General features: G+C 44.9%; 21 protein-coding genes, 1 tRNA gene, 1 pseudogene, 1 CRISPR repeat array and 1 riboswitch. Of the genes and pseudogenes, 7 read left to right on the forward strand and 16 right to left on the reverse strand.

Features of this window, described 5'->3' with window-relative positions; translation table 11 throughout:
• Positions 1-439 precede the first annotated feature (439 nt).
• The 3 genes from DA100_RS19180 to apbC form a co-directional block, all read right to left on the reverse strand.
• Entirely contained in the window at positions 440-2,593 is a 2,154-nt protein-coding gene (locus DA100_RS19180) for an AsmA family protein (protein WP_138973593.1), read from the reverse strand.
• A gap of 154 nt (positions 2,594-2,747) precedes the next feature.
• A complete protein-coding gene (udk, locus tag DA100_RS19185) occupies positions 2,748-3,389 on the reverse strand; it encodes a uridine kinase (RefSeq protein WP_138973594.1) in 642 nt (213 codons plus the stop codon).
• Between the two features lie 247 nt (positions 3,390-3,636).
• Positions 3,637-4,710, reverse strand: a complete 1,074-nt coding sequence (apbC, locus tag DA100_RS19190) for an iron-sulfur cluster carrier protein ApbC (RefSeq protein WP_138973595.1) — start codon at positions 4,708-4,710, stop codon at positions 3,637-3,639.
• A 157-nt stretch (positions 4,711-4,867) separates the two neighbouring features.
• On the opposite strand from apbC, the gene metG reads away from it, so the two are divergent.
• The 4 genes from metG (at position 4,868) to DA100_RS19210 (ending at position 9,651) form a co-directional block, all read left to right on the forward strand.
• Entirely contained in the window at positions 4,868-6,943 is a 2,076-nt protein-coding gene (metG, locus tag DA100_RS19195) for a methionine--tRNA ligase (protein ID WP_138973596.1), read from the forward strand.
• Between the two features lie 199 nt (positions 6,944-7,142).
• Positions 7,143-7,955, forward strand: coding sequence for a hypothetical protein (locus DA100_RS19200; RefSeq protein WP_138973597.1), 813 nt, complete (start codon positions 7,143-7,145; stop codon positions 7,953-7,955).
• 205 nt (positions 7,956-8,160) lie between these two features.
• On the forward strand, positions 8,161-8,364 hold the full coding sequence (locus DA100_RS19205) for a hypothetical protein (protein WP_138973598.1): 204 nt from the start codon (positions 8,161-8,163) through the stop codon (positions 8,362-8,364).
• 87 nt (positions 8,365-8,451) lie between these two features.
• Complete coding sequence (locus DA100_RS19210; RefSeq protein ID WP_138973599.1) at positions 8,452-9,651, forward strand: type III PLP-dependent enzyme; 1,200 nt, start codon at positions 8,452-8,454, stop codon at positions 9,649-9,651.
• Between the two features lie 95 nt (positions 9,652-9,746).
• On the opposite strand, the gene udp is transcribed toward DA100_RS19210, so the two are convergent.
• From udp to moaA, 9 genes and pseudogenes are all read right to left on the reverse strand, one after another.
• Positions 9,747-10,505, reverse strand: coding sequence for a uridine phosphorylase (gene udp, locus DA100_RS19215; protein ID WP_045953819.1), 759 nt, complete (start codon positions 10,503-10,505; stop codon positions 9,747-9,749).
• A 255-nt stretch (positions 10,506-10,760) separates the two neighbouring features.
• Positions 10,761-13,061 carry a zinc/cadmium/mercury/lead-transporting ATPase gene (locus tag DA100_RS19220; protein ID WP_138973600.1) on the reverse strand — a complete coding sequence of 767 codons (2,301 nt, stop codon included), beginning with the start codon at positions 13,059-13,061 and terminating at the stop codon, positions 10,761-10,763.
• A 57-nt stretch (positions 13,062-13,118) separates the two neighbouring features.
• Positions 13,119-13,352 (reverse strand): annotated as a pseudogene (locus tag DA100_RS21440) (hypothetical protein); the annotation flags it as partial.
• Positions 13,353-13,515: 163 nt separating this feature from the next.
• Positions 13,516-13,932, reverse strand: a complete 417-nt coding sequence (locus DA100_RS19230; protein WP_138973601.1) for a CBS domain-containing protein — start codon at positions 13,930-13,932, stop codon at positions 13,516-13,518.
• Positions 13,933-14,249: 317 nt separating this feature from the next.
• The gene (moaE, locus tag DA100_RS19235) at positions 14,250-14,708 is read right to left on the reverse strand and encodes a molybdopterin synthase catalytic subunit MoaE (RefSeq protein ID WP_138973602.1); all 459 of its coding nucleotides are present in this window, start codon (positions 14,706-14,708) and stop codon (positions 14,250-14,252) included.
• A gap of 2 nt (positions 14,709-14,710) precedes the next feature.
• On the reverse strand, positions 14,711-14,956 hold the full coding sequence (gene moaD / locus DA100_RS19240; protein ID WP_138973603.1) for a molybdopterin synthase sulfur carrier subunit: 246 nt from the start codon (positions 14,954-14,956) through the stop codon (positions 14,711-14,713).
• Positions 14,953-15,432: a cyclic pyranopterin monophosphate synthase MoaC gene (moaC, locus tag DA100_RS19245; RefSeq protein ID WP_138973604.1), complete on the reverse strand. Its 480-nt coding sequence runs from the start codon at positions 15,430-15,432 to the stop codon at positions 14,953-14,955. The genes moaD and moaC overlap by 4 nt, the downstream gene beginning before the upstream one ends.
• Positions 15,433-15,447: 15 nt before the next feature.
• Positions 15,448-15,960: a molybdenum cofactor biosynthesis protein B gene (moaB, locus tag DA100_RS19250; protein ID WP_138973605.1), complete on the reverse strand. Its 513-nt coding sequence runs from the start codon at positions 15,958-15,960 to the stop codon at positions 15,448-15,450.
• 76 nt (positions 15,961-16,036) lie between these two features.
• A complete protein-coding gene (gene moaA / locus DA100_RS19255; protein WP_138973606.1) occupies positions 16,037-17,026 on the reverse strand; it encodes a GTP 3',8-cyclase MoaA in 990 nt (329 codons plus the stop codon).
• A riboswitch (molybdenum cofactor riboswitch) is annotated at positions 17,015-17,151 on the reverse strand. Its footprint overlaps the gene before it by 12 nt.
• A gap of 168 nt (positions 17,152-17,319) precedes the next feature.
• On the opposite strand from moaA, the gene DA100_RS19260 reads away from it, so the two are divergent.
• Positions 17,320-18,207, forward strand: a complete 888-nt coding sequence (locus tag DA100_RS19260) for a YvcK family protein (RefSeq protein ID WP_138973607.1) — start codon at positions 17,320-17,322, stop codon at positions 18,205-18,207.
• On the opposite strand, the gene luxU is transcribed toward DA100_RS19260, so the two are convergent.
• From luxU to uvrB, 3 genes are all read right to left on the reverse strand, one after another.
• Complete coding sequence (gene luxU / locus DA100_RS19265; protein WP_138973608.1) at positions 18,193-18,534, reverse strand: quorum-sensing phosphorelay protein LuxU; 342 nt, start codon at positions 18,532-18,534, stop codon at positions 18,193-18,195. The two genes, DA100_RS19260 and luxU, sit on opposite strands and share 15 nt — an antisense overlap.
• Entirely contained in the window at positions 18,534-19,928 is a 1,395-nt protein-coding gene (gene luxO / locus DA100_RS19270; protein WP_138973609.1) for a quorum-sensing sigma-54 dependent transcriptional regulator LuxO, read from the reverse strand. Before luxO ends, luxU begins: the two co-directional genes overlap by 1 nt.
• 265 nt (positions 19,929-20,193) lie before the next feature.
• The gene (gene uvrB / locus DA100_RS19275; RefSeq protein WP_138973610.1) at positions 20,194-22,224 is read right to left on the reverse strand and encodes an excinuclease ABC subunit UvrB; all 2,031 of its coding nucleotides are present in this window, start codon (positions 22,222-22,224) and stop codon (positions 20,194-20,196) included.
• 537 nt (positions 22,225-22,761) lie between these two features.
• On the opposite strand from uvrB, the gene DA100_RS19280 reads away from it, so the two are divergent.
• Together DA100_RS19280 and DA100_RS19285 are read left to right on the forward strand one after the other, a co-directional pair.
• Positions 22,762-22,837, forward strand: a tRNA-Asn gene (locus tag DA100_RS19280).
• 35 nt (positions 22,838-22,872) lie between these two features.
• Complete coding sequence (locus DA100_RS19285) at positions 22,873-23,808, forward strand: tyrosine-type recombinase/integrase (protein ID WP_346763726.1); 936 nt, start codon at positions 22,873-22,875, stop codon at positions 23,806-23,808.
• A gap of 200 nt (positions 23,809-24,008) precedes the next feature.
• A CRISPR array of direct repeats spans positions 24,009-25,356; the repeat unit is 28 nt; unit sequence TTTCTAAGCTGCCTGTGCGGCAGTGAAC.
• 154 nt (positions 25,357-25,510) lie between these two features.
• Here DA100_RS19285 and cas6f read toward each other — a convergent pair.
• The gene (cas6f, locus tag DA100_RS19290) at positions 25,511-26,149 is read right to left on the reverse strand and encodes a type I-F CRISPR-associated endoribonuclease Cas6/Csy4 (protein ID WP_138973612.1); all 639 of its coding nucleotides are present in this window, start codon (positions 26,147-26,149) and stop codon (positions 25,511-25,513) included.
• Positions 26,150-26,156: the final 7 nt, after the last annotated feature.

The following is a 26,156-nucleotide window of genomic DNA, read 5'->3' on the forward strand; positions in this document are numbered from 1 at the left end:
ACACGGTTGAATTGCTTAACATGATAACAACAATAAACGAACGAATCTGTAGGATAATACCGAAATCAATGTAGGAACTATCACTTAGAACCTATCCCAAAAGGATTTTATTCCCACAGAGATTTATTCCAAACAATGCGACCACAAGCAAAAATAGCTCTATTAGATTGTTATTATTTAAGTTTATTCACGACAAGTAATGGCACTCTCAATAGATACGAGGATGAATGTACTCATGTCTTCGTTGTAATATCACGGGTACTGTTGCGAGGACAACTTGATGATAAAGATAATATTGATGAGATATGCGTGGCATTCTAATTTAATTGACTTAGGTTAGAACACCAAGCCAACAACCTGACCAGAATAACCTTACAATTGTAAAAAAGGGCTTCTAATAAATTAGAAGCCCTTTTTTTATATAACAAAATGCCAGGTGTTAGTTAAACAAGCCTTTAATTAAGCTGTTAACCGCTTCCTTGGTTTTTTCATCTTTGATTTTGTCACCTAATTTCTCATCGAGCTTTTTCAGACCACGATCAATTTCTTTTTCCGCTTTCTGTTTCAGCACATCATCGAACACGAGCTTGAACTTAGGTTCAGACCAGTGACCAGATATATTGATAGGAATGGTAACGTCTTTGAGTTCATCAATGTCCTTGCCACCTTGCCCTTCTAAAGAGCTGACAATCGATGTACTGACGGTAAAATCAACCGTTTCATTGAGGTAATTGGCACTGCCTGTACCACGAATGCGCAGCAATGGTGATTGCATGGTCAAATCGTTAGTCGACACATTGCCCTTGTTAAGCTTAAGTGTTGCTTTCATCGCACTGAAGTCAGTTTTTTGCACTTGATCAACGGACTCAACTTTTTCGCCTTTGATCTTTGCATAGTTCTCACGAATTAACTGAGCGACGTTAATACCATTAACTGCGCCATCTTCGAAGTTAATCACCACATTGCCGACTAAGTTCTTCTTAATGCCAGTTGGCGTCAGGCTAGTACCTTTTACGTCAACATCAATGTTACCCGTCCCTTCTAAGGTCTCATTGTTAGCTACATCCTTCAGTAAAGGCAGCACTTTAACACCTTTGATGCGTTTTATAGCCGTATAGCTGGCTGGTGATTTACGTGCATCTAAACGTGCTGTTGCACTAATTGAGCCCTCATACAAATTGGACGTAAACGAAGTCAGTTCAGCAACACCACGATTCACAGAGAAGCTTGCTTTAACATTCTGCATTTTGGCATTACTCGCTTTGAATTTGTCGATACTAATATCACCTTCTATATCCAACGTTTTTAATGCCGTTAAATCAGGTTCAACCTCTTCAACAGGTTTCTCAGGCGATGTTTCAGATGGTTTCTGTTCAGATTTTTGTGCTGGAGAAGAAGCTTGTTTCTGCTCTTCGGCTGGCTGATGAAGGCCTAAAAACTCATCTAAATCAATATTAGGGCTGTACAACGCAAAACGAATTTTTGGAATCTCCACGAGCGTCACATCCGCTTTGCCGTCCAATTGCAGTGCGTTGGCAGTTAATTTCTCTAGTACAAAGCTTAGGTGACTTTTAACTAGGTCAAACGATAGGTCTGATGCCATATCCACTTTCATCGGCGATTGTGGCAAAGTCTCGCCTTTGAATTGTGCATCTAGTATCAATTTGTTCATTAATACTTTGGTAATCGCCTGATCAACAGTTAACGAAGCAGAACCTTTCATATCAATATCAAGACCAGCCGCATTACCTATGACTGAGTAGGTTAACGCATTGGCTTTATCAAACTCGAACGTCTCTAGGCCGAGCTTAACACTATCAATACGAGTGGCAGGATCACTCATGCTTGCCTCGAGATTTATATTGCGCAGAGCGTATTGCGTGAAACCTGTAGCCAGCTTGAATTCAGCATCACCTTTAGCACTGAACTTCTGCTGATTGTTTTCACCTTTGGCAGCAAACTCGACTTTGGTCCATTTTTCTGCGGCAAATTCAGACAGATTTAGTGATACATCGTAAAGTTTAGTAAACGAGCCTGCCTGTTTATCCTGAACATCAACCGAAGCGTTAGAGATTGTGACGCCCGCTACATTGATACTCCAAGCCGGCGCGGAACTTGGGGTTTCTGAGCTCTGCTCGGCTGGCTCAGAAGCAACATCTGTTGTCGGCGCTGAAGTGGCGGTATCTGCCTGAGCGTTTTGTGCCTGAGTAAGAGCATCGATATTTCGCGTACCATCTTTTAGCGTTTCTAATGAGAACGCAGCACCATCCAGTGTGATGTTGCCAATTTCGAGCTGTTTGTTAAACAAAGGCATGACAGAGACATCAATCCCTACCGTATCGACTTTAAACATATTCAGCTGTTCAAAACCTTGCGGGTTACGCAATTCAGTCTGACCTAGCTCAAAGCCAATCGATGGGAAAAACTGCCAGCTAATATCACCGTCGATGACCAGATCTAACCCAGTTTGAGTTTTGGCTTGTTCGACAATTAGTGGTTTAAATTGGTTGGGGTTAACGAGGGTAACCAACGCGATAATCGCACCAAGAATAGCAATTACAGGGATGGCTATTATTAGTAATAGTTTCTTCATCAGCAGTATCCTTGCTTGGTGAGCACACCAAAAAAAAGAGGCAAGCTCCAAGTATAAATGATCGTGGCAGAATAACAGACGACCATAAAAAGAAAGTGGCACTAAAAGTGCCACTTATCTCATAAAAAATAAAGTCTTATGCGTTTATTCGGTATTAAGTTTTCAAAAGTTTTGCAATGTGAGCTTTTAGCACGTCAATCGCGATACGGTTTTTACCGCCACGAGGTACAATAATGTCTGCATATTGCTTTGATGGCTCGATAAACTGCATAAACATTGGACGAACGGTTTCTTGGTACTGTTTAAGCACTGAATCCATTGTGCGGCCGCGCTCTTCTACATCACGTTTTACACGACGTAGCAGACAGATATCCAACGGCGTATCCATAAATACCGTCGCGTGCATCAGGTCACGTAGACGAGGATCGGTCAGAAGAAGGATACCTTCAAGGATAATGACTTTCTTAGGCGTCATTGTTGTGGTGTTTTCTGTACGGGTGTGCTTAGTGTAGCTGTACTCAGGTACTTCTACTGCTTGTCCCTTAACTAACTGCTCTAGGTGTTGGCACAGCAGATCATGATCGAGTGCGCTTGGGTGGTCATAGTTGGTTTTTACACGCTCATCCATACTCAGATGGCCTTGGTCGTTGTAATAGCAATCTTCCGTAATCACACCAATTTGATGATCGCCCACTTTCGCACGTAATTCGTTGTAGATAGTGCTAGCGATTAAACTTTTTCCAGAAGCAGACGCGCCCGCAATACCGACGATGACGCATTGATTATTATCAGACATTATTCTTGCACCCGATGAATTAGATTGGTGTCATATGCTAATACTAGCAGTGCTCATCGAACCGAGCTCTGTGTATTAGGACAAATTTAGATAAACCGCCTGATTATAGGGAGTTAAGAGGTGAGTTGCCAGTCGCTATTAAGCCGATTTACGTAAATGGAATAAAAGTTTTCAGCGCAATCGATTACACGGAATAAGAATTAAAAAGAGCGCTAAATGAACGCTCTTTTTTTGACCACACGACCGATTATTCGACCATGGTAAACAGTATTGAATCGGGTTTTGCTTTGCCCTGCCAGTACAATCTCGAGCTTACTGCTTCCGCCAAGGTGAGATATTGTCTTCCATGCTCAGACTCAGGTCGAGCAGCGACTGTCGGCTCGCCTCGGTCGATATCTTCTCGCATTTGAATGTGTAGAGGGATTTGAGCTAACAAGTCTAAGCCATACTCATTGGACATTTTTTCTGCACCACCAGCACCAAAGATGTGCTCTTTTTCGCCACAGTGACTACAGATGTGGTAACTCATGTTTTCGACAATGCCAACCACAGGAACATCTACTTTTTGAAACATGGCTGCACCTTTACGCGCATCGGCCAACGCTAGGTCTTGCGGTGTCGTGACGATAACCGCACCCGTGACTGGGACTTGCTGGGCAAGCGTTAACTGGATATCCCCCGTACCTGGCGGCATATCGATAACTAAGTAATCTAGCTCAGGCCATTCGGTTTCATTGAGAAGTTGAGCCAACGCTTTCGCCGCCATAGGGCCACGCCAAATAGCCGCTTCATCTTTTGAAACCAAGTAACCGATTGAATGTGTGTAAATACCATGGGCAACAATCGGCTGCATCCACTTGCCATCTCTAACTTCTGGCTGAGCCTCTGTCTGCCCTAGCATAAGAGGAACCGATGGGCCATAGATGTCTGCATCAAGCAATCCGACCTTTGCACCAGATTTTGACAGCGCAAGTGCAAGGTTTACCGATGTCGTCGATTTACCTACTCCACCTTTTGCTGACGTAACAGCAATAACATTTTTTACCCCTTTCACCTGTGAGGCAACGTGTGTCTCAAGGGCTTTTGGTGCAACAAGAATGTCATACGAAAACGACGCCACCTCACCTTTCGATTGAGCAGCCGCTATCCAGTCAGTCAGCTCCTCAACTAAACCGTTAGCTGCAAAAGGAATTTCTATCTTAAAGCCCGCCGCTTCGACACTAACGATCTTGGCTACTGACGCCCACTGTGGCGCTAAGCTTGAATGCTCAAATTGGTTTAACCAATCACAAAAATCTTGCTTTGAACTAAATTGACGCATAGGTCCTCCTTATGCATCTAATCGTAACACTCTGTCAGCCTAGACTGAACCATGAAAAAACTAGGGTATTCCTGTAACTGGTACCTTGGAGTCACTGGTTGGATAAGGTAGTATTACTCTCTATTTTTTTATACATCCTAAGAAGCGAATATTAAGTATGGCAAACGATCCAAGAACTCTTGATCCAAGGAAACTGCTGGTCACTTGTGCCCTTCCGTACGCTAACGGTTCGATTCACCTAGGTCACATGCTTGAGCACATTCAAGCTGACATCTGGGTTCGCTACCAACGCCTACGCGGCAACACTGTAAACTTCATCTGTGCTGACGATGCTCACGGCACGCCAATCATGCTAAAAGCACAACAGATGGGTATGACGCCAGAAGAGATGATCGCTGCAGTAAGTGAAGAGCACCAAAAAGACTTCGCTGGCTTCGATATTAGCTTTGATAACTACCACAGCACTCATTCAGAAGAGAACCGTGAGCTTGCATCTCACATCTATCTGGAACTGAAAAAAAATGGCTTTATCTCTAGCCGTACTATCTCTCAGCTTTTCGATCCTGAAAAAGAGATGTTCCTTCCAGACCGTTTCGTGAAAGGTACTTGCCCTAAGTGTAAGTCTGAAGATCAATACGGCGACAACTGTGACAACTGTGGTGAGACATACAGCCCTACTGAACTGATTGATCCTAAATCAGCAGTATCTGGTGCAACACCTGTAATGAAAGATTCTGAACACTTCTTCTTCGACCTACCTCAGTTTGAAAGCATGCTACAAGAGTGGACTCGCTCTGGTTCGCTACAAGCTGAAACTGCAAACAAGATGCAAGAGTGGTTCGAATCTGGTCTTCAACAATGGGATATCTCGCGTGATGCGCCTTACTTTGGCTTCGAGATCCCAGGTGAGAAAGACAAATTCTTCTATGTTTGGCTAGACGCGCCTGTTGGCTACATGGCTTCATTCAAGAATCTATGTAACAAACGTGACGACCTAGACTTCGATGAGTACTGGAAAAAAGACAGCACGACCGAGCTATACCACTTCATCGGTAAAGACATCGTGTATTTCCACTCTCTATTCTGGCCAGCAATGCTAGAAGGCAGTGGTTTCCGTAAACCAAATAACGTATTCGTACACGGCTACGTAACGGTTAACGGTGCAAAAATGTCTAAGTCGAAAGGCACATTCATCAAGGCAGCGACTTACCTAGAGCACCTAGATCCTGAATGTCTGCGTTACTACTATGCAGCGAAACTCAACAGCCGTATCGACGATCTGGATCTTAACCTTGAAGACTTCACTCAACGCGTTAATGCTGACGTAGTTAATAAGATTGTGAACCTTGCTTCTCGTAACGCTGGCTTCATTTCTAAACGTTTTGAAGGCAAGCTATCGGCAAACTTCGCTGAACCTGAGCTATACAACGAGTTTGCGGCGGCGGCAGATCGTATCGCAGAACTTTACGAAACTCGTGAGTTTGGTCGTGCTATTCGCGAAATCACCGCACTAGCAGATAAAGCGAACCAGTATGTTGACGAGAAAGCACCGTGGGTAGTGGCGAAAGAAGAAGGTAAAGACCAAGAGCTACAAGACATCTGTTCTGTCGGTATTAACCTATTCCGCGTACTGATGACATACCTCAAGCCAGTGATGCCAGAGCTTGCTGCGCGCACTGAAGCATTTCTGAACGAAGAACTGACTTGGGATGGCATTGCGACGCCACTGACCGCTCATGAAATCACGAAGTTCAAGGCACTATTCAACCGCATCGATCCTAAAAAAGTTGAAGATATGGTTGAAGCGTCTAAGCAAGATGCTGCCGCTGAAGTAGCAGCGAAAGAGAAAGCTGAAGCTGAAAAGAACCAAGCTAGCCAAACAGAACTCGACAAAGATCCAATCGCTGACGAGATTGAATTTGACGCTTTCGCTGCAGTGGATATGCGTATCGCACGTATTATCTCATGTGAAGAAGTGCCAAAAGCAGACAAGCTACTCAAGTTCCAGCTTGATATCGGCGGTGAAACTCGTCAGGTTTTCTCGGGCATTAAATCGGCTTACAAACCTGAAGAACTGGAAGGTAAGCTAACCGTAATGGTAGCAAACCTAAAACCTCGCAAAATGAAGTTTGGTATGTCTGAAGGTATGATCCTAGCCGCTGGCCCTGGTGGCAGCGAATTGTGGATCCTTGAACCACACGAAGGCGCTCAGCCTGGCATGCGCGTCATGTAAACTGAATAAATCGTCTAACTCAGAGCCCTACTCATCGAGTGGGGTTTTTTTATGTCCCTCACATTATCAGTGCTTTATGCACCAAATCGGTTCAAAATAATTCAATAATAAAATTTAAGTGATTGAATTTTAAGAAAGTTAAAATTGGCACCATATCTGCTCCACCACTTTGTAGGTAAACATTAACAAGGAGTAAGTTATGTTCGTGCTTTTTTCACTAATCTTGTCCCTGACGGTTCTTGCAACCCTATTTCACCATTCAAAGAAACGTCATTCCGGTCTTGAACGAAAATTCGAGATTTTAGTTCTGCTGCGCCAACTATTGCTGCTTAGCCGACAACATAGAGCCATCACACATCAAGCATTGACTAGCCAAGATTTTGAGCGCCAACAAAACACACTGGCGGGCATTTTCGATTCGATGATGGACCACTCCAATACACTTATCGCTACAGCCCAGTTCGAAAACAAGCCAATGTATCGAATTTTGCAATTAAAGCTCAAATCTCTGCACCAAGAGTGGCAACACCGAACAGTGGCACGGAATCAGATTATTCACGGCAAAACCATTCGCCACTGTATGTTTTTAATGGATGAAATCGCGATTGCATGGCTAATTGAATCTGGCCGAGAAGACATTAGTGACGAATATCATATGAACTGGCAGCAGGTACTCGATAGTATGGAGACGCTCACCCAACTAAGAATATCAGTTCAGGATCTTGACCATCCTGAAGGTATGGTGCGAGTGAAATACTACTGTGATAAAACTCGACGCAAACTGAGCCAACTTTCATTGATTAGCCCGCTTTCTGTTGCGTCACCATTGAGTTCCAAGGCAATGCATACACTGACAGAACTCAACGCCAATGATGCACTAGAGATGACCAGTGACGAGCTTTACCAACTAACCACAGACATATCCTTGGTTATCTCGCAAGTGTATGACCAAATGTTGTCTGACATGACAGAAAGTCTCTATCTGCCGTTACCTAAAATCGCATTTAGTTAACGCCAAGTGCTAAGCCGTCAACACGACACTCAACAATGGGTAGCAAGCACGCTACCCATTTCTATTTCTTGAGTATTTCTTGAGAGGACAGACGCCTCAAGACTTGTCGTAAGGCCAATAAACAGATTAATGGTATCCCATATCGTCTTATGGACCACATCGAACTTATCGCCATTAGTGCCCATTAGTGGAGGGAGTACCCTTTTTGGAGAGCATTTGTGGAGAAGAGTTGCTTGCAAAACAAACATTCCCTGTCGTAGCAACAAAAATTATTCACTTTCTTTTGTTCATCCAGCTATTGATTGCAAAGATTGATGCTTTTACTATCACTTTGCTTCTTGATGATAGCCAATCCGAGTACATCACAGCAGATTTGTGGCAAGGCGATAGAGCAACTATCCAAGAGTGACTTTGACTGCGCTTTGCGCATTTTTTGACGCTCCATGTTTCTTTGTCATCACATTGAAACATGCCTATAACTTGTTGGAGACTGGCTATGGCTGCTGCTCACTCTGTTTTAGATTTTCAATCTTATTCTGCTGGTGCTCTATCTGCACCAGAATCTCAACTTATTCAATCCTCGGTAGAGCAATTTGGCGCACCACTGCTGCTGCTAGATTGTAGTATTGTTCGCCAACAATATCGTGCCCTAAGCAACGCACTACCTAATGTCACTTTGCATTTTGCACTTAAGCCACTTCCACACCCAGCCGTTGTACAGACACTATTGGCTGAAGGAGCCAGTTTTGACTTAGCAACCAGTGGTGAAGTTGACCTAGTGGCAGAGCAAGGTGTACCAGCAGAGCGTACTATCCATACTCACCCAATCAAGCGTGACCGTGATATTCGTGACGCACTGGCGTATGGTTGCCGTGTTTTTGTTGTCGACAACATTAACGAGTTAGAAAAATTCATCGCCTACCGTGACGAAGTGGAATTGCTCGTGCGCCTGAGCTTTCGTAACTCAGAAGCATTCGCAGATCTTTCGAAGAAGTTTGGCTGTACTCCTCAACAAGCGCTAGAGCTAATTGCGCAAGCTCAAGAGTGGAATATTCGTATTAAGGGGCTCTCGTTCCACGTTGGGTCACAAACCATGAATCCACAGAAATACGTTGACGCAATCGACACCTGTAAGCACCTCATGGAGCAAGTTGTTGAGCATGGTTTACCTGCGTTAAGTACTCTTGACATCGGTGGCGGATTCCCTGTGAGTTATAACACTCAGGTAATGCCGATTGAACTGTTTTGCCAGCCGATCAATGCGGCTTTAAACCAGCTACCAGAAACGGTTCAGGTTATTGCCGAACCAGGGCGCTTTATTGTTGCTCAAGCAATGACGGGTGTTGCATCAGTGATGGGACAAGCAGAGCGTGATGGACAGATTTGGTACTACATAGATGATGGTATCTACGGTTCATTCAGTGGTTTGATGTTTGATGATGCTAAATACCCTCTCACGACGATAAAACAGGATGGAGAGTGGCTACCGAGCATTCTAGCAGGCCCTACATGCGATAGCATTGATGTTATTGCGGAAAACATCATGCTGCCAAAACTGAGCAATGGTGACTTAATTGTCAGCCGCATGATGGGCGCTTACACGAGTGCCACAGCAACTGACTTTAACTTCTTCAAGCGTGCACAAACCATTCTGCTCAATGAAGAAGCAGCCGAGCAAGCTCGCTTGCTTGGTTAAAAACAAACAAATCCGGCGCGTAACCGATAATCCGAAATAAATAAAAAGGCCCTGCGTATCAACGCAGGGCCTTATCTATTCAGTCACTGTAATCTTTACAGCATCTTACGTGCAGCTTCAACTACCACTTTGATTGAACGAGCTTCTGTCTCTTTTAGAGTTGAATGATCCGGGATTTCTTTCTGAGTACGGTTGATGATTACACCCGCTACACAGCCAGCTTTAAGACCAGAACTTGCACACATAGTAAGAAGTGTTGCAGATTCCATTTCAAAGTTGAGAACACCCATCTCTTGCCACTCTTTCATAGAGCCTTGGAAGCGCTTAACAACACGACCAGAGAAAGTATCGTAACGCTCTTGGCCTGGGTAGAATGTGTCACTTGATGCCGTTACGCCCATATGAACCGTAGCGCCACTTTCTTCAACCGCTGCTTTCATTGCTGTCGCAACTTCAAAGTCTGCTACCGCTGGAAATTCCATTGGAGCAAAGTGCAAACTTGCACCATCAAGACGAACAGAACCTGTAGAGACAATCATGTCACCCACGTTAACGTGTGGTTGAATTGCACCAGTCGTGCCTACGCGTAGGAAGGTACGAACGCCAAGTTGCGCTAATTCTTCAACTGCAATAGAAGTAGAAGGGCCACCAATACCAGTTGAACATACGACAACAGGCTTGCCATCAAGCTCTGCACGGTAAAGTGTGTATTCACGGTGGCTAGCAAGGAAAACTGGGTTCTCCATTTCTTCTGCAATTTTTTGAACGCGTGCTGGGTCACCAGGAATGATCGCTAATGTTGCGCCAGCGAGATCAGATTCAGTAACACCAAGGTGGAATACAGCTTGAGACATAGGGGACTCCTTATTGTGGCGAAATTTGGTTGATTAAATTTTACCATTCGCTCTATAAATTCATCGGGTACAGAACATACTGTAACCAACTACCAAGAGCTTTATAGTGACATTGATCACAACAATGATCGCAACAAAAATGCACATTGCAAACAAAATCGTTTTCGATCACAATTTTTAGCAAATCCAATTTGTCAGTTGCATAAAAAATAGCCCTTACATCATAAATGTAAGGGCTATTTATTGTTCTATCCACTAATCGAGTTGGGACTTAAACTTTAGCAATCGCAACGCATTGAGTGTCACTATCGCTGTCGCGCCACTATCAGCCAGTACCGCCACCCACAAACCCGTTAAGCCGAGCAAGCTGGTAATAAGGAAGACACCTTTTAAACCGAGTGCCAAAGCGATATTTTGACGAATTATGCCTAACGTTGATCTCGATAACTCAATCATTCCAGCAAGCTCAGTCAAGCGGTTATGAGTCAAAGCTGCATCGGCCGTTTCTAGTGCTACATCAGTACCACCCCCCATGGCAATACCAATACTTGACGCTTTCATCGCTGGAGCATCGTTAATACCGTCTCCAACCATGGCGACATTATCGACCGCCGATAGCTGTTCAACGTAACTCACCTTATCTTGTGGCAGCAGACCAGCCTGGTAGTCAATACCGATCATTGAGCTAATAGCCCGTGCACTGCGAGGGTTGTCACCCGTCAACATGATAGAGCGAACACCCAATTTTTGTAACGCTTTAACCGCTTGTGCCGAATCATCTCGCAAGGTATCTTGCCACGCAATTACCCCCATTACTCTTGCTTGATTTTCAATCGCGACCACAACGGTTTTACCTTGCTGCTCTAACCCTTCAATCTGCGTCAGCCAATTTTCACTAAGTGGAAGAGTCACTTTACTTGGTGCTGTAACCTGATATTCAACATTATCAACGACACCTCGAACACCACTGCCAACCAAAGCTTGCTTATCTTTGGCTTCAGGAATGTCAATGCCCATGAGTTTGGCTTTGTTCACTAGAGACACCGCCAATGGATGACTTGAGCCGACTTCAATAGCAGCAATTTTCTCCATTAAGGTCATTTCGGTCCATTCACCAAAGGCAATAAGATCGGTCACTTCTGGTTTACCTTTGGTTAAGGTACCCGTTTTATCGAAGGCGACTGTGTCGATTTTTCCAAGCTGCTCTAAAGCTGCCCCACCTTTGATCAACGCCCCACGCCTAGCTGCCGCCGCAAGCCCAGACGTAATCGCTGCCGGTGTAGATATAACCAAAGCACAGGGACAGGCAATAAGCAGTAATGCCAAACCTCGATAGACCCAAGTTTCCCAAGGTTGAGCAAACAGAAGCGGAGGCGTGATGATGACAAGTAGTGACACCAACATCATCAAAGGGGTATACCAACGACTGAACTTATCCAAGAAACGTTCTAATGGTGCTTTACGCGATTCCGCCTCTTCGATGAGGTGAAGAATACGATCAATAGCGTTTTCACCCTGTTTGGAGGTAATGGTCAGTCGAACAACTTTATCCACGACAACCGCGCCAGCCATGACAGATTCATCTTGGTATCGTTCAACAGGCACAGATTCGCCTGTTAAAGCACTTTCATCGAAGCTAGCGACCTCTGCCAGTAACTTGCCATCAGCAGGAAGACGGGAACCGGGTGACACTTCAATCACATCGCCAGGAAGCAACTGACTTGCTGATACCTCAACACGTTTACCATCGATGATTTGGATTGCATTTTCAGGAACTAGCTCCATCAATGCCTGCACACCACTTCGTGCCCTTGAGGCAGCAAACGCTTCTAACCGCTCGCCAATGAGAAACAAGAGTAATACCATCGCCGCTTCGATAGTCTCCCCCAAATAGAGAGCACCAAGTGCCGCAACGCTCATCAGGGTTTCAATAGCGAAAGGGGTACCCGAACGAGCAAGGGCGATCGCCTTTTTACTGATTGGATAAAGACCTGCAAGACAGGTGAAGATAAACATCCACTCACTGATGAGCGGAAATGAGGGGTTGATGAGTGCTGCGACCGCCATAGCAGAGGCTATCGCAATGATTTGACTGTTCTGAATAAATACCGACTTCCAGCCCTGTGAACGTTTTTTGTCTTCACGCGTGCTAGCGCTAGAAAATGTAAATCCGCTATCAATGACGGCTTGCTCAACTAACTGAATGACACTAGCGCTATCGGTTTTAACGATGAGCTTTTCGGTCGCAAACAGTACCTTGGCTTCAGCAACACCACTTACTCGGTTTACTGCGGTCTCAATTTTTCTTGCGCAAGATGGACAATCCATCCCTTCAATTATCCAGCTTTGAGTAAAACGTGTAGAAAGACTGGGTTCACCCTCATCTTCACTAGGGTCTGAGCCGCTGCTACAACTGTTCGAGCTGCAACAGCCCGCTTCTGTAGTTTCGACACCGGCCATTTTAATTGACGAAATATTTGGGCTAGCGCAAGAACCAGATTGGCTTGGAACTGGTGCCATTTTGGTTGACTGACATGCTTTGTGTTTTGTGCACATATGTTTATCTCCGTTCACTGTACACTCGAAGTGTAAACCTTAGAGCTAGCTCCAAGGTCAACCTTTTTCTCGATTTTGTTCTGTAACATCTGTGGTTGTGGCAACATCATCAATGAGCACGGCATCATGACTACAGAAAGGCTGGCTGTTCACACTGGTAATAGCGGGATCAGAGGTCGCATGTTCAAGACACGCCGAACGCGCCAAACCACATTGCCCCTAAGTGGACAAAGGGCAGCGTCCCAACGTTGCTTTACCAAGATTGAGAAAAACAGCACAGTAAATTGAGCGAAAACGGATGCCTGCGCCGGCCCCGACATCACGAGTATGTGACGCATGGTTGACCCCTGAACAAACTTAGCACTCTGATCGGACATACGCTTCCCTTTTGAGCTTGATGGAAAAACAACAAGAGGTGCTCGTGGCACCTCTTATTATTTTCATGTTCTAACTGTTATACAGGATGTTTAAAGCAATCCTCAATATTTTTGCCTATCGCTCTGAGCACATCTCGTCGCGTAATGATGCCGACCAGTTTACCCGCGTCAATGACAGGATAGACTTTCGGACGCCCTACCTTCATCATCTCTGCCAACTCAATAATCGATGTATCAGACGTAACGGATAGCACTTCACGATGCATACAATCTGCAACAATGTGACTGTCCTGACAGTAGTAACTCACATTAATGAGTTTATCGAGTAGATCTTGCCCAGAAAGAAAACCGATGACCTCTTTCTGCTCGTTAATAACTGGACCACCTAGATAGCGTGAATTCATTACCTTGTCGAGAGCTGCCGTCAATGACATCTCTGGGGTAAAGGTTACCGCTTGCAGGGTCATGTAGTCTTTTACTTTTAATGATTCCATCTGTGTCTCCTTGCGTGCAAGCTTTGCTGTATATTGTAATTGTTGTCTAATTTCTTGATTTTACTAAATGGAAATCAACAATTTTTGCAATAGGCTAAGTCTATTAAACCTCACGCCACCACTTACAATGCTTCTGAACATCCGTATTCGCTCGCCATCCGCCTATCAAATGCCCTGCAAATGACATGCTATGACTAGAAAAAATTTAATCCAACAACCACAGTTTCAGATCTTGCCAGAGAGACTCTTTCGCTGTTGTAATAAACAATAAAAAAGCTTCCCTAAGGAAGCTTTCATTCTCGCAACTCGCTCTGTCACTATTTCTGCTGCCAGCGTTCAGCAGCTTTGGCGTCAGAGTCTCTTGACTCGACCCAACGCGTGGTATCTGTGGTGCGTTCTTTTTTCCAAAAGGGGGCTTTGGTTTTAAGATAATCCATCACAAACTCACACGCATCGAAGGCCGCGCCACGGTGAGCGCTCGACACACCAACAAACACGATTTGATCACCGATATCCAAATCTCCAACACGGTGAATGACTCGGATATTTAAAAGTGGCCAACGTCGCTCTGCTTCATCACAGATTTCACCTAGTGCCTTTTCAGTCATACCAGGATAATGCTCGAGCGATAAGCCAGTAACATTATCGCCAAGGTTTATATCACGAACCTTACCAACAAACGTCACCACAGCACCAGCTGAAGTACCATCCGATAACGCCTGATATTCATCACTGAGAGAAAAATCTTCAAACTGAACCGATACACGACTGTCCATGTTTATCCCCCAGTAACTGGCGGGAAGAAGGCCACTTCGTCACCAGATTGAATCGGATGATCCAAAGGTACAATCGATTGATTAACCGCGGCCAGCAGTTTACCCGGCTCCAGAGCTAAGTCCCACTTACCTTCTTGCTGAACGAGATGCGCGCGAATGGCTTCAACAGTAGCAAAGTCACCCTCTAGCTCAAGTTCATCCTTGCCAACAAGTTCACGCGTCTGTGCAAAAAAAAGAACTTTAATCATTGTTCCACCTTAAAGTGACCCGATTTGCCACCTGTTTTTTCCAGTAAGCGAACCTGTCCAATGACCATGTCTTTCTGTACCGCTTTACACATGTCGTAAATCGTCAGTGCCGCGACCGATGCAGCAGTCAACGCTTCCATCTCAACGCCAGTTTTGCCTGACAACTTACATACAGATTCAATTCGTACCATATTTTCTGCTTCAATCGCTTCTAGCTGCACTTCAACCTTAGAAAGCAATAGAGGGTGGCACAGTGGAATAAGATCCCACGTTTTCTTCGCTGCTTGAATCCCTGCGATTCGCGCCGTAGCAAATACATCACCTTTATGATGCTGACCAGAGACAATCAGCTCTAGAGTGTCAGCGGCCATGTGGACAAAAGCTTCTGCACGAGCTTCACGCACTGTTTCTGCCTTAGCCGATACATCAACCATGTTTGCTTCACCGGAAGCGTTAATATGAGTCAACTCGCTCATTGTTCGCTCCAAAAATCATACCGATAGGTGAGGCATAAAGTTACAAGGACGGTGGCTAGCGTCTAGCTGCTGCTTGATGATCTTAGTCCAACCCGTGCGGCAAGCGCCTGTCGAACCAGGCATCGCAAAAATAACCGTGTGGTTAGCAAAACCGGCGATCGCGCGTGATTGAATGGTTGACGTGCCAATCTCTTCGTATGAAACCATACGGAACAATTCACCAAAGCCTTCAACTTCTTTGTCGAATAATGGCTTCAGTGCTTCTGGTGTACTGTCACGAGAAGTAAAGCCTGTACCACCAGTAATCATAATCGCTTGAACATTTTCATCCGCAATCCACTGTGAAACGATAGCGCGGATTTTGTACATATCATCGATAACAATCTGCTTATCAACCACGTTATGACCTGCTTCTTTAGCGTTTTCAACTAAGAAGCCGCCTGACGTATCGTTTTCTTCAGTACGAGTATCTGAAACGGTTAAAACTGCAATGTTTGCTGGTTGGAATTTGCTTTCTGCGTGACCCATTTGTTCACCTATATTTTTCAAAGTAATGTTCGCACCCTGCTGTCACTGAAGTGCGTTATATGTTTGTTGATGTGTATTAGCCGCCAATTGAGGCCAAGTGCGGGGTCATACCTGAATTTCCATCGTGAAGGAAGTGGCTGACCGACTTGGTTTGCAGCTGTGCTTGAATTCGTTCAATTAGCTCGGTTTCTTGCGTATCTTGCTGAAGCAAGTCGCGTAACTCGATGCCATGATCACCAAATAGACACAAGTGAAGCTTACCCGTTGCCGATACTCGCAAACGATTACAGCTTTCACAGAAGTCTTTTTCATACGGCATAATCAAGCCGATTTCGCCTTGGTAATCAGGGTGGACAAAGACTTGCGCCGGACCATCGTTTTTATCACGGACTTTAAGTAACCAACCATTTGCAATCAGTTGATTACGAATCGCAATGCCTGAAACATGGTGGCGCTTAAATAATTCATCCATTTCACCGGTTTTCATTAATTCGATAAAACGTAATTGAATCGGTCTGTCTTTAATCCAGTTTAGAAAGGCAGGTAACTCGTGAGCATTGAGATCTTTCATCAACACAACATTTACTTTGACCTGCTCATAGCCCACTTCAAACGCTCGATCAATTCCTGCCATAACCTGAGTGAACTTGTTCTCACCTGTGATCTGATGAAACATACGAGGATCTAAGCTATCAACACTCACATTGACGTGAGTAAGACCAGCTTGCTTCCATTCAGCGACCTGCTTATCCATACGATAGCCATTGGTCGTAGTTGCAACTTTTTGAATACCGTCAGTCGAGGCGATGGTATGAATTATGTCGGTGAAATCTTTGCGTAAGCTCGGCTCACCACCAGTGATACGAACTTTTGACGCGCCACAATCAGCAAACGCGCGTACGACACGCTTAATCTCTGGTAAGGCTAGAAAAGACGAGTTTTTTTGCCCGGAAGGTTGATAACCATCAGGCAGGCAGTATGTGCATTTAAAGTTACAGACATCTGTAACAGAAAGACGCAAGTAGTAAAACTTGCGATGAAATCTATCTTCGAATTGTTGCGCCACGGAACACCTTTCCAAACACGGGAGGCATAATCATTTCCAATTATGCCCTTGTGACAACGCGCCACTGGCTCAAAACGCTTATTCAGTATGAACTTAGCTTTGTGAGCTCGGAGTTATGGCAACTACCCCTATATTGGGTAGTAGCTTTACATTAAAATACTTAATAATTGTACGTGATTCTACCCTCTAAACGAAAAAATCATGCTTAGAGCCCAAATTACCTATTATTGAGTATTTGATGTTAATGCAATAATCTAAATTGTAGTTGATTATGAATAAAATAGAAGCTCAGCATGACAGTTTACGCTAGCAAGAAAGTCGTCGCAGTCGGTGGAGGCCATGGCCTTGGTCGCATGCTTGCGGCGCTAAAGGATTTTGGCAGCAACGCCACGGGTATCGTCGCAACCACAGATAATGGTGGTTCGACAGGACGGATCCGCCATTGTCAGGGAGGGATAGCTTGGGGAGATACACGTAACTGTATCAACCAGTTGATTACCGACCCTTCCATCAGTTCAATGATGTTTGAATATCGATTTAAAGGCGCAGGCGAACTCGATGGCCATAATCTCGGCAACCTGATGCTGACGGCACTTGACAACCTTTCCGTTCGTCCATTAGACGCCACAAATCTTATACGCAATATGCTGAAAGTCGATGTGAATATCATTCCTATGTCGGAACATCCTTCAGATCTAAAGGCATTGGCACCGAACGGGCGTTGGGTGACCGGAGAAACCAGTGTTGACGAGATGCCGGATAAACTTCTCAGGCTGGATTTGGAACCCGAAGTACCCGCCACAAAAGAAGGTGTTATCGCACTCGAACAGGCCGATGCTATTATTCTCGGCCCAGGTAGCTTTTTGACCAGTATCATGCCGCCATTACTGCTGCCGGAGATTGGTCGTGCGATTGCCAATAACCGTAAGGCAAAATTGGTCTTCGTAGAAAACCTCTCTGCCGAACACGGCCCTGCAGGAAAAATGACACTTCAAGAGAAGCTCGAATGGTGTGAGCGCTCATGCCAAGGCCGACGAATTGACGTAGTGCTGGGTGAAGAGCCTCATCCAGAACTTGAAGAGTGGAACTGCGTCACGACGCCGTTAGCATCACCAAACCGTGATTGGCGCCATGACCGAAGCAAACTCCAACAAGCAATAGAATACTTACTGTGTGAGTAATTGTTGATATCTCTGCTCAGTTTGATTGAGCAGAGATAGCATTTTGTCTTTGTGATCAGCAAGCTCAAGCGTCGCGCCCGTCTTTCCTCGCGCATCAAGTTCAATCGAGTAAGCACACAACGCTTCTGCCCCAAAACTTGCGGCGCTGCTCTTTAAAGCGTGGCTGATTTCCTTGAGATACGCCTGCAGCCCTTCCCCTTCTTGTTGAGATAAGGTCTCAATATACATAGCAAGCTCGTTCAAAAATATCTCTAGCAACACAGGCACGTTTTCAGGGCCAATCTCACTCGCCAGCCTGTCAATCTTACTTTGGTTCAAAATATCCACTATTGCACTTCCTTCGCGTTCCAAGCCTGTAGCTTACGGTAGATAGTCGACGGACTGACATCTAAATAGCCAGCGGCTTTGGGAATATTGCCATCACACGCTTTAATGGCTTGCTCTATCGCACTTTTCTCGGTCAACCATAGAGGGAAGATATCTTGTACCGAGACCGTTTCGCTTTGCGCTAATGGGGCTCTAATCTCATTGGTCGCAGGCTTATTCAACGGTGGTGGCAACATCTCTAACAATATTTCCCTGCCGTTGTTGAGCACTACAACGTTGCGCAATACGTTCTGTAACTGACGCACGTTACCAGGCCATTCGTAGCGAGCAAAACGTTCAACAACATCCGGTGCTAACCGGACAAAATCTTTCCCCTCTTCCTTAGACATAAAGCCCAATAGAGAGTACGCAATCTCAATGATATCATCACCACGTTCTCTCAAAGGAGGTAGATGAAGTGGGATAACGTAGAGGCGGTAGTACAAGTCTTCGCGAAAACGCCCTTCCTCCACCTCTTTCCAAGGGTCGCGGTTCGTTGCGCATACAAAACGTACATCGACACTTTTCATCTTAGAGGATCCGACCTTTTGGAAGGTACCTGTCTGGATGAATCTCAACAGTTTCGTTTGCAACTCTAGATCCATCTCACATAACTCATCGAGGAATAGCGTACCACCATCTGCCAACTCAGCTGCACCTTGTCGGTCAGTCGCGGCACCAGTAAATGCCCCTTTAACATGACCAAACAACTCACTTTCAATCAGATCTTTCGGGATTGCAGCACAGTTAATCGCTATAAAAGGTTTATCCCCACGTTTGCTTGTCGCGTGAATCGCTTCTGCACACACTTCTTTACCGGTGCCACTTTCGCCAGTTATAAAGATGCTCGCCTTACTCGCCGCTGCGGAATCTATGGTTCGATAGACCGCTTGCATGGTTTGGCTACTGCCAATAAAACCTTGATAACCTTGGCTTGAAAGACTGTCACCTTCGTTCTTTAACTTATTCGCTTTGCGTAAAGCATTGTTCACGGTGACACGCAAACGGTCCGCTTCACAGGGCTTAATCAAAAAATCCTGAGCGCCATGGCGCATTGCTTCAACCGCAGTATCAATTGAACCGTGTGCAGTCATAAAGATAACTGGAACATCTGGGTTCTTCTCTTTAACCGCATGAAGTACATCCATGCCTGTCATATCAGGCAAACGTAGGTCAAGAAGGATCAAATCAGGGGTTCGAAAGTTGAGACTTTCGATAGCATCACGCCCAGTGCCGACGATGTTGATGTCGATCTGAAGTGGAGTAAGATAAGAGCGGTAGAGTGCAGCCACGGAAGCCGTATCCTCTACCATAAGCAGATATTTTGATTTTTGTGTTTGAGTGTTATGTTGCATAACCTAGCCAATGGTTTGTTTGCATCTTGTATAATCATTGCATTGCGCTTTGCAATTTGCAATTCAAATACCCAAAAATGACCTATTTGAGTGAAATATGGCTCATTTTGACCGCAAAAATTTTGGCACACTATATGCTATCAATTTCAATGACCCTAACGGGTCACCTAGCCAACTGACGTTGTTAGTGAATTTTATATTCACAAATTACAGCCAATAGATTAAAGATTTCTATTGGCTATTTTTTTAGTCCTGCACCAACCAATTAGCTGTTAGTAATAAACTTTTGTCTTAACCGATCTATCTGATCACGCTTCTCCGCCGCCAGTTCAAACTCCAGATCTTGAGCATGTTGATACATCTGCGCTTCAAGCTTCGCGATCTCTTTATCAAGCTGCTGCGGTGTCATGACATCGTAGCTTTGTGAGGGCTCAGCCACTTTAGACAACGGCACGGTTTTGCTCACTCGCTGCTTCTTGCTCTTAGCAATATCACCCAGTTCCATAATGTCTTTGACATTACGCTTAAGCGCTTGAGGCTCAATACCCATTTTCTGGTTGTACTCTTGCTGCTTCTCTCGACGACGGTTGGTCTCATCCATCGCCTTTTCCATCGATTTAGTGATCCGATCCGCATACAAAATCGCTTTGCCAGCAACATTTCGCGCTGCACGACCTATGGTCTGAATCAGTGAGCGCTCGGAGCGTAAGAAGCCTTCTTTATCCGCATCTAAAATCGCCACTAAAGAGACTTCAGGCATATCAAGACCTTCTCGCAATAAGTTGATACCGACAAGCACATCAAACTCACCAAGACGTAAATCACGAATGATTTCTACCCGTTCTACAGTATCAATATCTGAGTGAAGGTAGCGAACCTTTACATCATGCTCAGTGAGGTACTCTGTGAGATCCTCAGCCATACGTTTAGTTAACGTAGTCACAAGTACTCGTTCATCCTTGGCTGAACGAATACGAATTTCTGAGAGAAGATCATCAACCTGAGTTGCAACCGGACGAACCTCCAACTCGGGATCAAGCAAACCCGTTGGGCGCACTACCTGATCGGCCACTTCGCCATCCGACTTCTCCAGCTCATAGTTACCAGGAGTCGCAGAAACAAAGATAGTTTGGGGAGCCAAAGATTCAAACTCTTCAAACTTCAGTGGGCGGTTGTCCAGTGCGGAAGGTAAACGAAAGCCAAATTCCACCAGCGTTTCTTTTCTAGAGCGATCACCTTTAAACATTGCGCCTATTTGCGGCACAGTCACATGGGACTCATCAATGATGAGCAGGCCATCGTGAGGTAAGTAGTCAAAGAGCGTCGGAGGCGGCTCACCTTCTTTGCGGCCACTAAGATAACGGGAATAGTTTTCGATACCTGAGCAAAACCCAAGCTCATTCATCATCTCAATGTCAAACTGGGTACGCTGGGAAATACGCTGCTCTTCTAGCAATTTATTATTTTCTAGTAAATATTTTTTGCGCCCTTCCAGCTCGACCTTAATCTCTTCGATGGCATCAAGAATTCGATCTCTCGGCGTAACATAGTGGGTTTTGGGATAGATGGTATATCGCGCTAAGTCACGTTGCTTGACCGCCCCAGTAAGCAGGTCGAAGACACTGATACAGTCAATCTCGTCATCAAACATCTCGATACGCACTGCGTCCTGATCCGATTCTGCTGGAAAAATATCAATCACTTCCCCACGGACTCGAAACTGACCTCGCTCAAATGCGACATCATTACGACTGTACTGAAGCTCCGCTAAACGACGCAGGATATCCCTCTGATCCATCATGTCTCCACGACGAATGTGAAGCATCATCTTTAGATAAGACTCAGGATCACCCAAACCATAGATCGCAGAGACTGATGCTACAATGATGGCATCTTTACGCTCTAACAGCGCTTTTGTTGCTGAGAGACGCATCTGCTCAATATGAGCATTGACGGAAGCATCTTTTTCAATAAACGTGTCTGTCGTTGGAACGTAAGCCTCTGGCTGGTAATAATCGTAGTAAGAGACAAAGAACTCAACAGCATTGTTAGGGAAAAAGGATTTCATTTCGCCATACAACTGGGCGGCCAACGTTTTATTCGGAGCAAGTAAAATAGCGGGACGTTGCGCCGTCGCAATAACATTAGCTAACGTAAATGTCTTACCCGACCCTGTCACACCCAGCAAAGTTTGGTGAGCTAAACCCGCATCTAGCCCATCTAGCAACTGGCTGATCGCAGTCGGTTGATCACCAGAAGGCTGATAATCAGACACTAAATCAAATACTTTACTCATGACACATCTCTGTCCTTAGCTGAGGGAAGGCTTCTATTGTGTCTGTATATATATACAGACTCAAGAGCCGATTATAAAATTAATCGCTGTTTTGCTTAAAGTCGTACCTTATGGCTAGATCATTCACTTCAATCCTGATATTATTCTTCGCCCTGCTAGAGATCTCCCTCTAAAAAACCCGAATAAATACTCACAGCTTATTCACACTTTTTGCCATTTTTGCATTCAACCCACAATTACAGCCGAGATTTTCACGTTGGTAATCTAAGTGAATAAATTCTAAAAATCCTTATTTAGTAAGCCATTAGATCCAATACTCTCTGAGCATCAATTCCATCAAGCTTGCATAAATCTGACTTACTCAAATTTAACACACACACTTATCCACAGTTTTGGTGGATAAGTAAATATAGCCCTTGGTGGATAAGAGCTACAGAAAAGTAAAGACTTTTTTCTACATTTTAATTCACTTATTTTGCCGTTTGATAGTTGACACCTGAATAGGTGCTCGCTAACATTCGCAGCGCAAAATGCAATTCCCCCTTAGTTCAGTTGGTAGAACGGCGGACTGTTAATCCGTATGTCGCAGGTTCGAGTCCCGCAGGGGGAGCCAAATTCAAGAAGAAAGACGTCCTAGGACGTCTTTTTTTGTATCTAAAGCTAGCTATTGCAAGGGATTGTATTCTCTTAACGTCTTTTCCTGACTCGTACTGGCTTAGAAGTTTAGGTACACAAATAGGTACAAAAACGTGGTTATTCAACTATACATGTCTACATAACGGTAAACGCGCCAACATGACGTTTGGTAGTTACCCTAGCCTTTTCCTAACAAATGCACGAAAGAAGGCTCTAGGTGCGATAGAAACACTGAAAAAGATCTGCCAACGTGTGAACAAAATTATGAGTTTTGCTCAGAATAAGGGACTTATTGAGTACAACCCTTTAGCCAAAATCAGTTCTGCGTTCTTGAAACCTACCGTCACCAATATGAAATCAATAAGTGCCGACGAACTTCCTGAGTTAATGAGAACCCTAGGACGGGCCAGTATCATGTATACCACTCGATGTATGATTGAATGGCAACTGCATACCATGACCCGACCTATTGAGACAGCGCAAGCTCGTTGGGATGAAATTGATTGGGATGAAAATCTATGGGTTATTCCAGCAGATAGAATGAAAAAAAGAAGGGATCACCTAGTGCCTCTAACCCCACAGACTTTAAATCTGTTGAATGAGATGAAAAAAATAAATGGTGGAAGCGAATACATATTCGCTTCCTATAAAGACCCGATGAGGCCGAGTAACAGCCAAACAGCTAACATTGCTCTGAAACGTATGGGTTTTAAAGACCGTTTGGTTTCCCATGGTCTAAGAGCTCTGGCTAGCACTACGCTAAATGAAACGAAACTCTTTCATAATGATGTCATTGAACTAGCACTAGCTCACGTGGACAAAAACCAAATTCGTGGTATTTACAACCGGGCTTTATATCTTAACCAACGTCGAGAAATGCTAAGTTGGTGGAGTAACCATATCGAAGAGGCTTCGAAGGGGAACTTTTCCATTTGTGCAACTAGCTAGTCAATAACATTCATCGTGAATTAGGCTGCCAACATCGCTGACAGCCTAATTTGTATAGGTATCAGAATTATAACAATATTAACTATTTGTGAATGTACTTCTCTTTCTCTGTCATACTCCAAACTCAAAAAAGTAGGCAGAGATACCTCTTCCTTAGGTCAGATTGGCGTGTTTCGCTAGCTCCATCCGTCTCATCTAGGTTTCTAAGCTGCCTATACGGCAGTGAACCTGACCATCCTCACCCAGAACCCTCTTTGCAATTTCTAAGCTGCCTGTGCGGCAGTGAACAACGAAATCGGTCTAAGTCGTTCCAGTCAATATTTCTAAGCTGCCTGTGCGGCAGTGAACCGCACCCTTACCAGCACGACCGCGAAGACGTATTTCTAAGCTGCCTGTGCGGCAGTGAACACACACGGCGCGTGTCCGGGGCAAATCCTACTTTTCTAAGCTGCCTGTGCGGCAGTGAACCTCCATGATCGGATTGACTGGCATAACATCCATTTCTAAGCTGCCTGTGCGGCAGTGAACTCATTGGAATGTTCCAGAGATCGTCGCGATTATTTCTAAGCTGCCTGTGCGGCAGTGAACTTGGTTGATTCCGGTCCCTTCTTGCCTGTTACTTTCTAAGCTGCCTGTGCGGCAGTGAACGTGTGAAAGATCGTTAAATGTCTGGTCGTTTATTTCTAAGCTGCCTGTGCGGCAGTGAACCTGATAAGCGAAATCAATCACGAACATATCGCTTTCTAAGCTGCCTGTGCGGCAGTGAACATAAGTGTTGCGGAAAGTGCTTTAGCAATTGCTTTCTAAGCTGCCTGTGCGGCAGTGAACTGTCAAACGCTCGTCAAATGTACCAATCAACATTTCTAAGCTGCCTGTGCGGCAGTGAACTTCACGGTACAGATATCGGTGAATTCATTCGTTTTCTAAGCTGCCTGTGCGGCAGTGAACACATTACCGACGAGTCAAGACGGTTCGTATATTTTCTAAGCTGCCTGTGCGGCAGTGAACACTTTTAAGCGTCCAGCGCTCCTTTTGGTTACTTTCTAAGCTGCCTGTGCGGCAGTGAACCTTCGGTTTGGTTCGATACTGACCGTAAATACTTTCTAAGCTGCCTGTGCGGCAGTGAACGCCTGTCGCCATCTGAAAAAGCGCATCATCAATTTCTAAGCTGCCTGTGCGGCAGTGAACCCGGTCTTGGCGGCGTGTAAGTTTGGGTTGGCTTTCTAAGCTGCCTGTGCGGCAGTGAACATTACTGAGTACAAAAAGTTTGACTTTGAGAATTTCTAAGCTGCCTGTGCGGCAGTGAACGCTTGCAAAGTGATGTAAGTGAATCCGTTTGTTTTCTAAGCTGCCTGTGCGGCAGTGAACGGGTCATGGTCATTTTAGTAGCTCCTTGTTTTTTTCTAAGCTGCCTGTGCGGCAGTGAACTTCCACCGCCTGCGCCTGCTTTGCTACCAAAATTTCTAAGCTGCCTGTGCGGCAGTGAACTAGTTGTGCCAAGTAATCTGTCAAAAACGAGTTTTCTAAGCTGCCTGTGCGGCAGTGAACAATAGAATAAACCAATAAAAATAAGCTGCAACAGGCTATTAGGATAAAAATTGTCATTTTACCTTGTTAAAAACCGCCTGCTGCAACCATTTGTATTTAAAGCACATTTTTAAAGAGTAAAAATAAAGGGTAAAACTACCTTTTTTCGTTCAATTTAAAAGTGCGGTACGGTCGCCAATACTGACTGCCCATGCGTTTTGCTGCTCAAACCATAGCAATCGAAGCTCCCATCTTGTGATGTACTTTGCTGCTGCATCTGAATAAACAGCGGAAACTTGCTGTTTCTTTCTGGTGAGCGTTGCTTGGTTTGCTGGCTATGCAAGTAAATAAAGGGCAAGGAGCACAAAGCTTTCGGCTTGCTTTGTTGCAAATCCGCTAAACATTCCACCAGCGGTTTACCGGATTTTGCTGCCCATAGTTCGGCTTTTTGCTGCATATCCCGCTCTATTCGTTCGGGCGATTTCACCTGCTTGCGTACAAAGCTTACGTAAGTCACATCGTTTGGTACGGGTTTGACCCCTTTGATGTGCACATAGTCTTCTAGCCGAGTTAGCCAGCGGTGGATATCCAACTTTTCCAATGTCGCTTGCTCTTTTGCAAAGAGACGCAACTTACTGCCAAGCGGAAACTGCGCTTGACGATAATCAGGAAAACCGACCGCAACCAAAGATTGGTTACTAGCCACTTTGTGCTCCACCAAAGCAATATGCACCTGTTGAAAGACGTTTTGCCAGAGAAAGCCCAAGGCAATGTCGGCATCTGGCAATAGAGTGATCTCTTGGTAGTAGTTCATCACTGCC

Origin of the sequence: Vibrio sp. Hep-1b-8 (genome assembly GCF_006124995.1) — a bacterium.
In the GTDB taxonomy this organism is placed as follows: Bacteria; Pseudomonadota; Gammaproteobacteria; order Enterobacterales; family Vibrionaceae; genus Vibrio.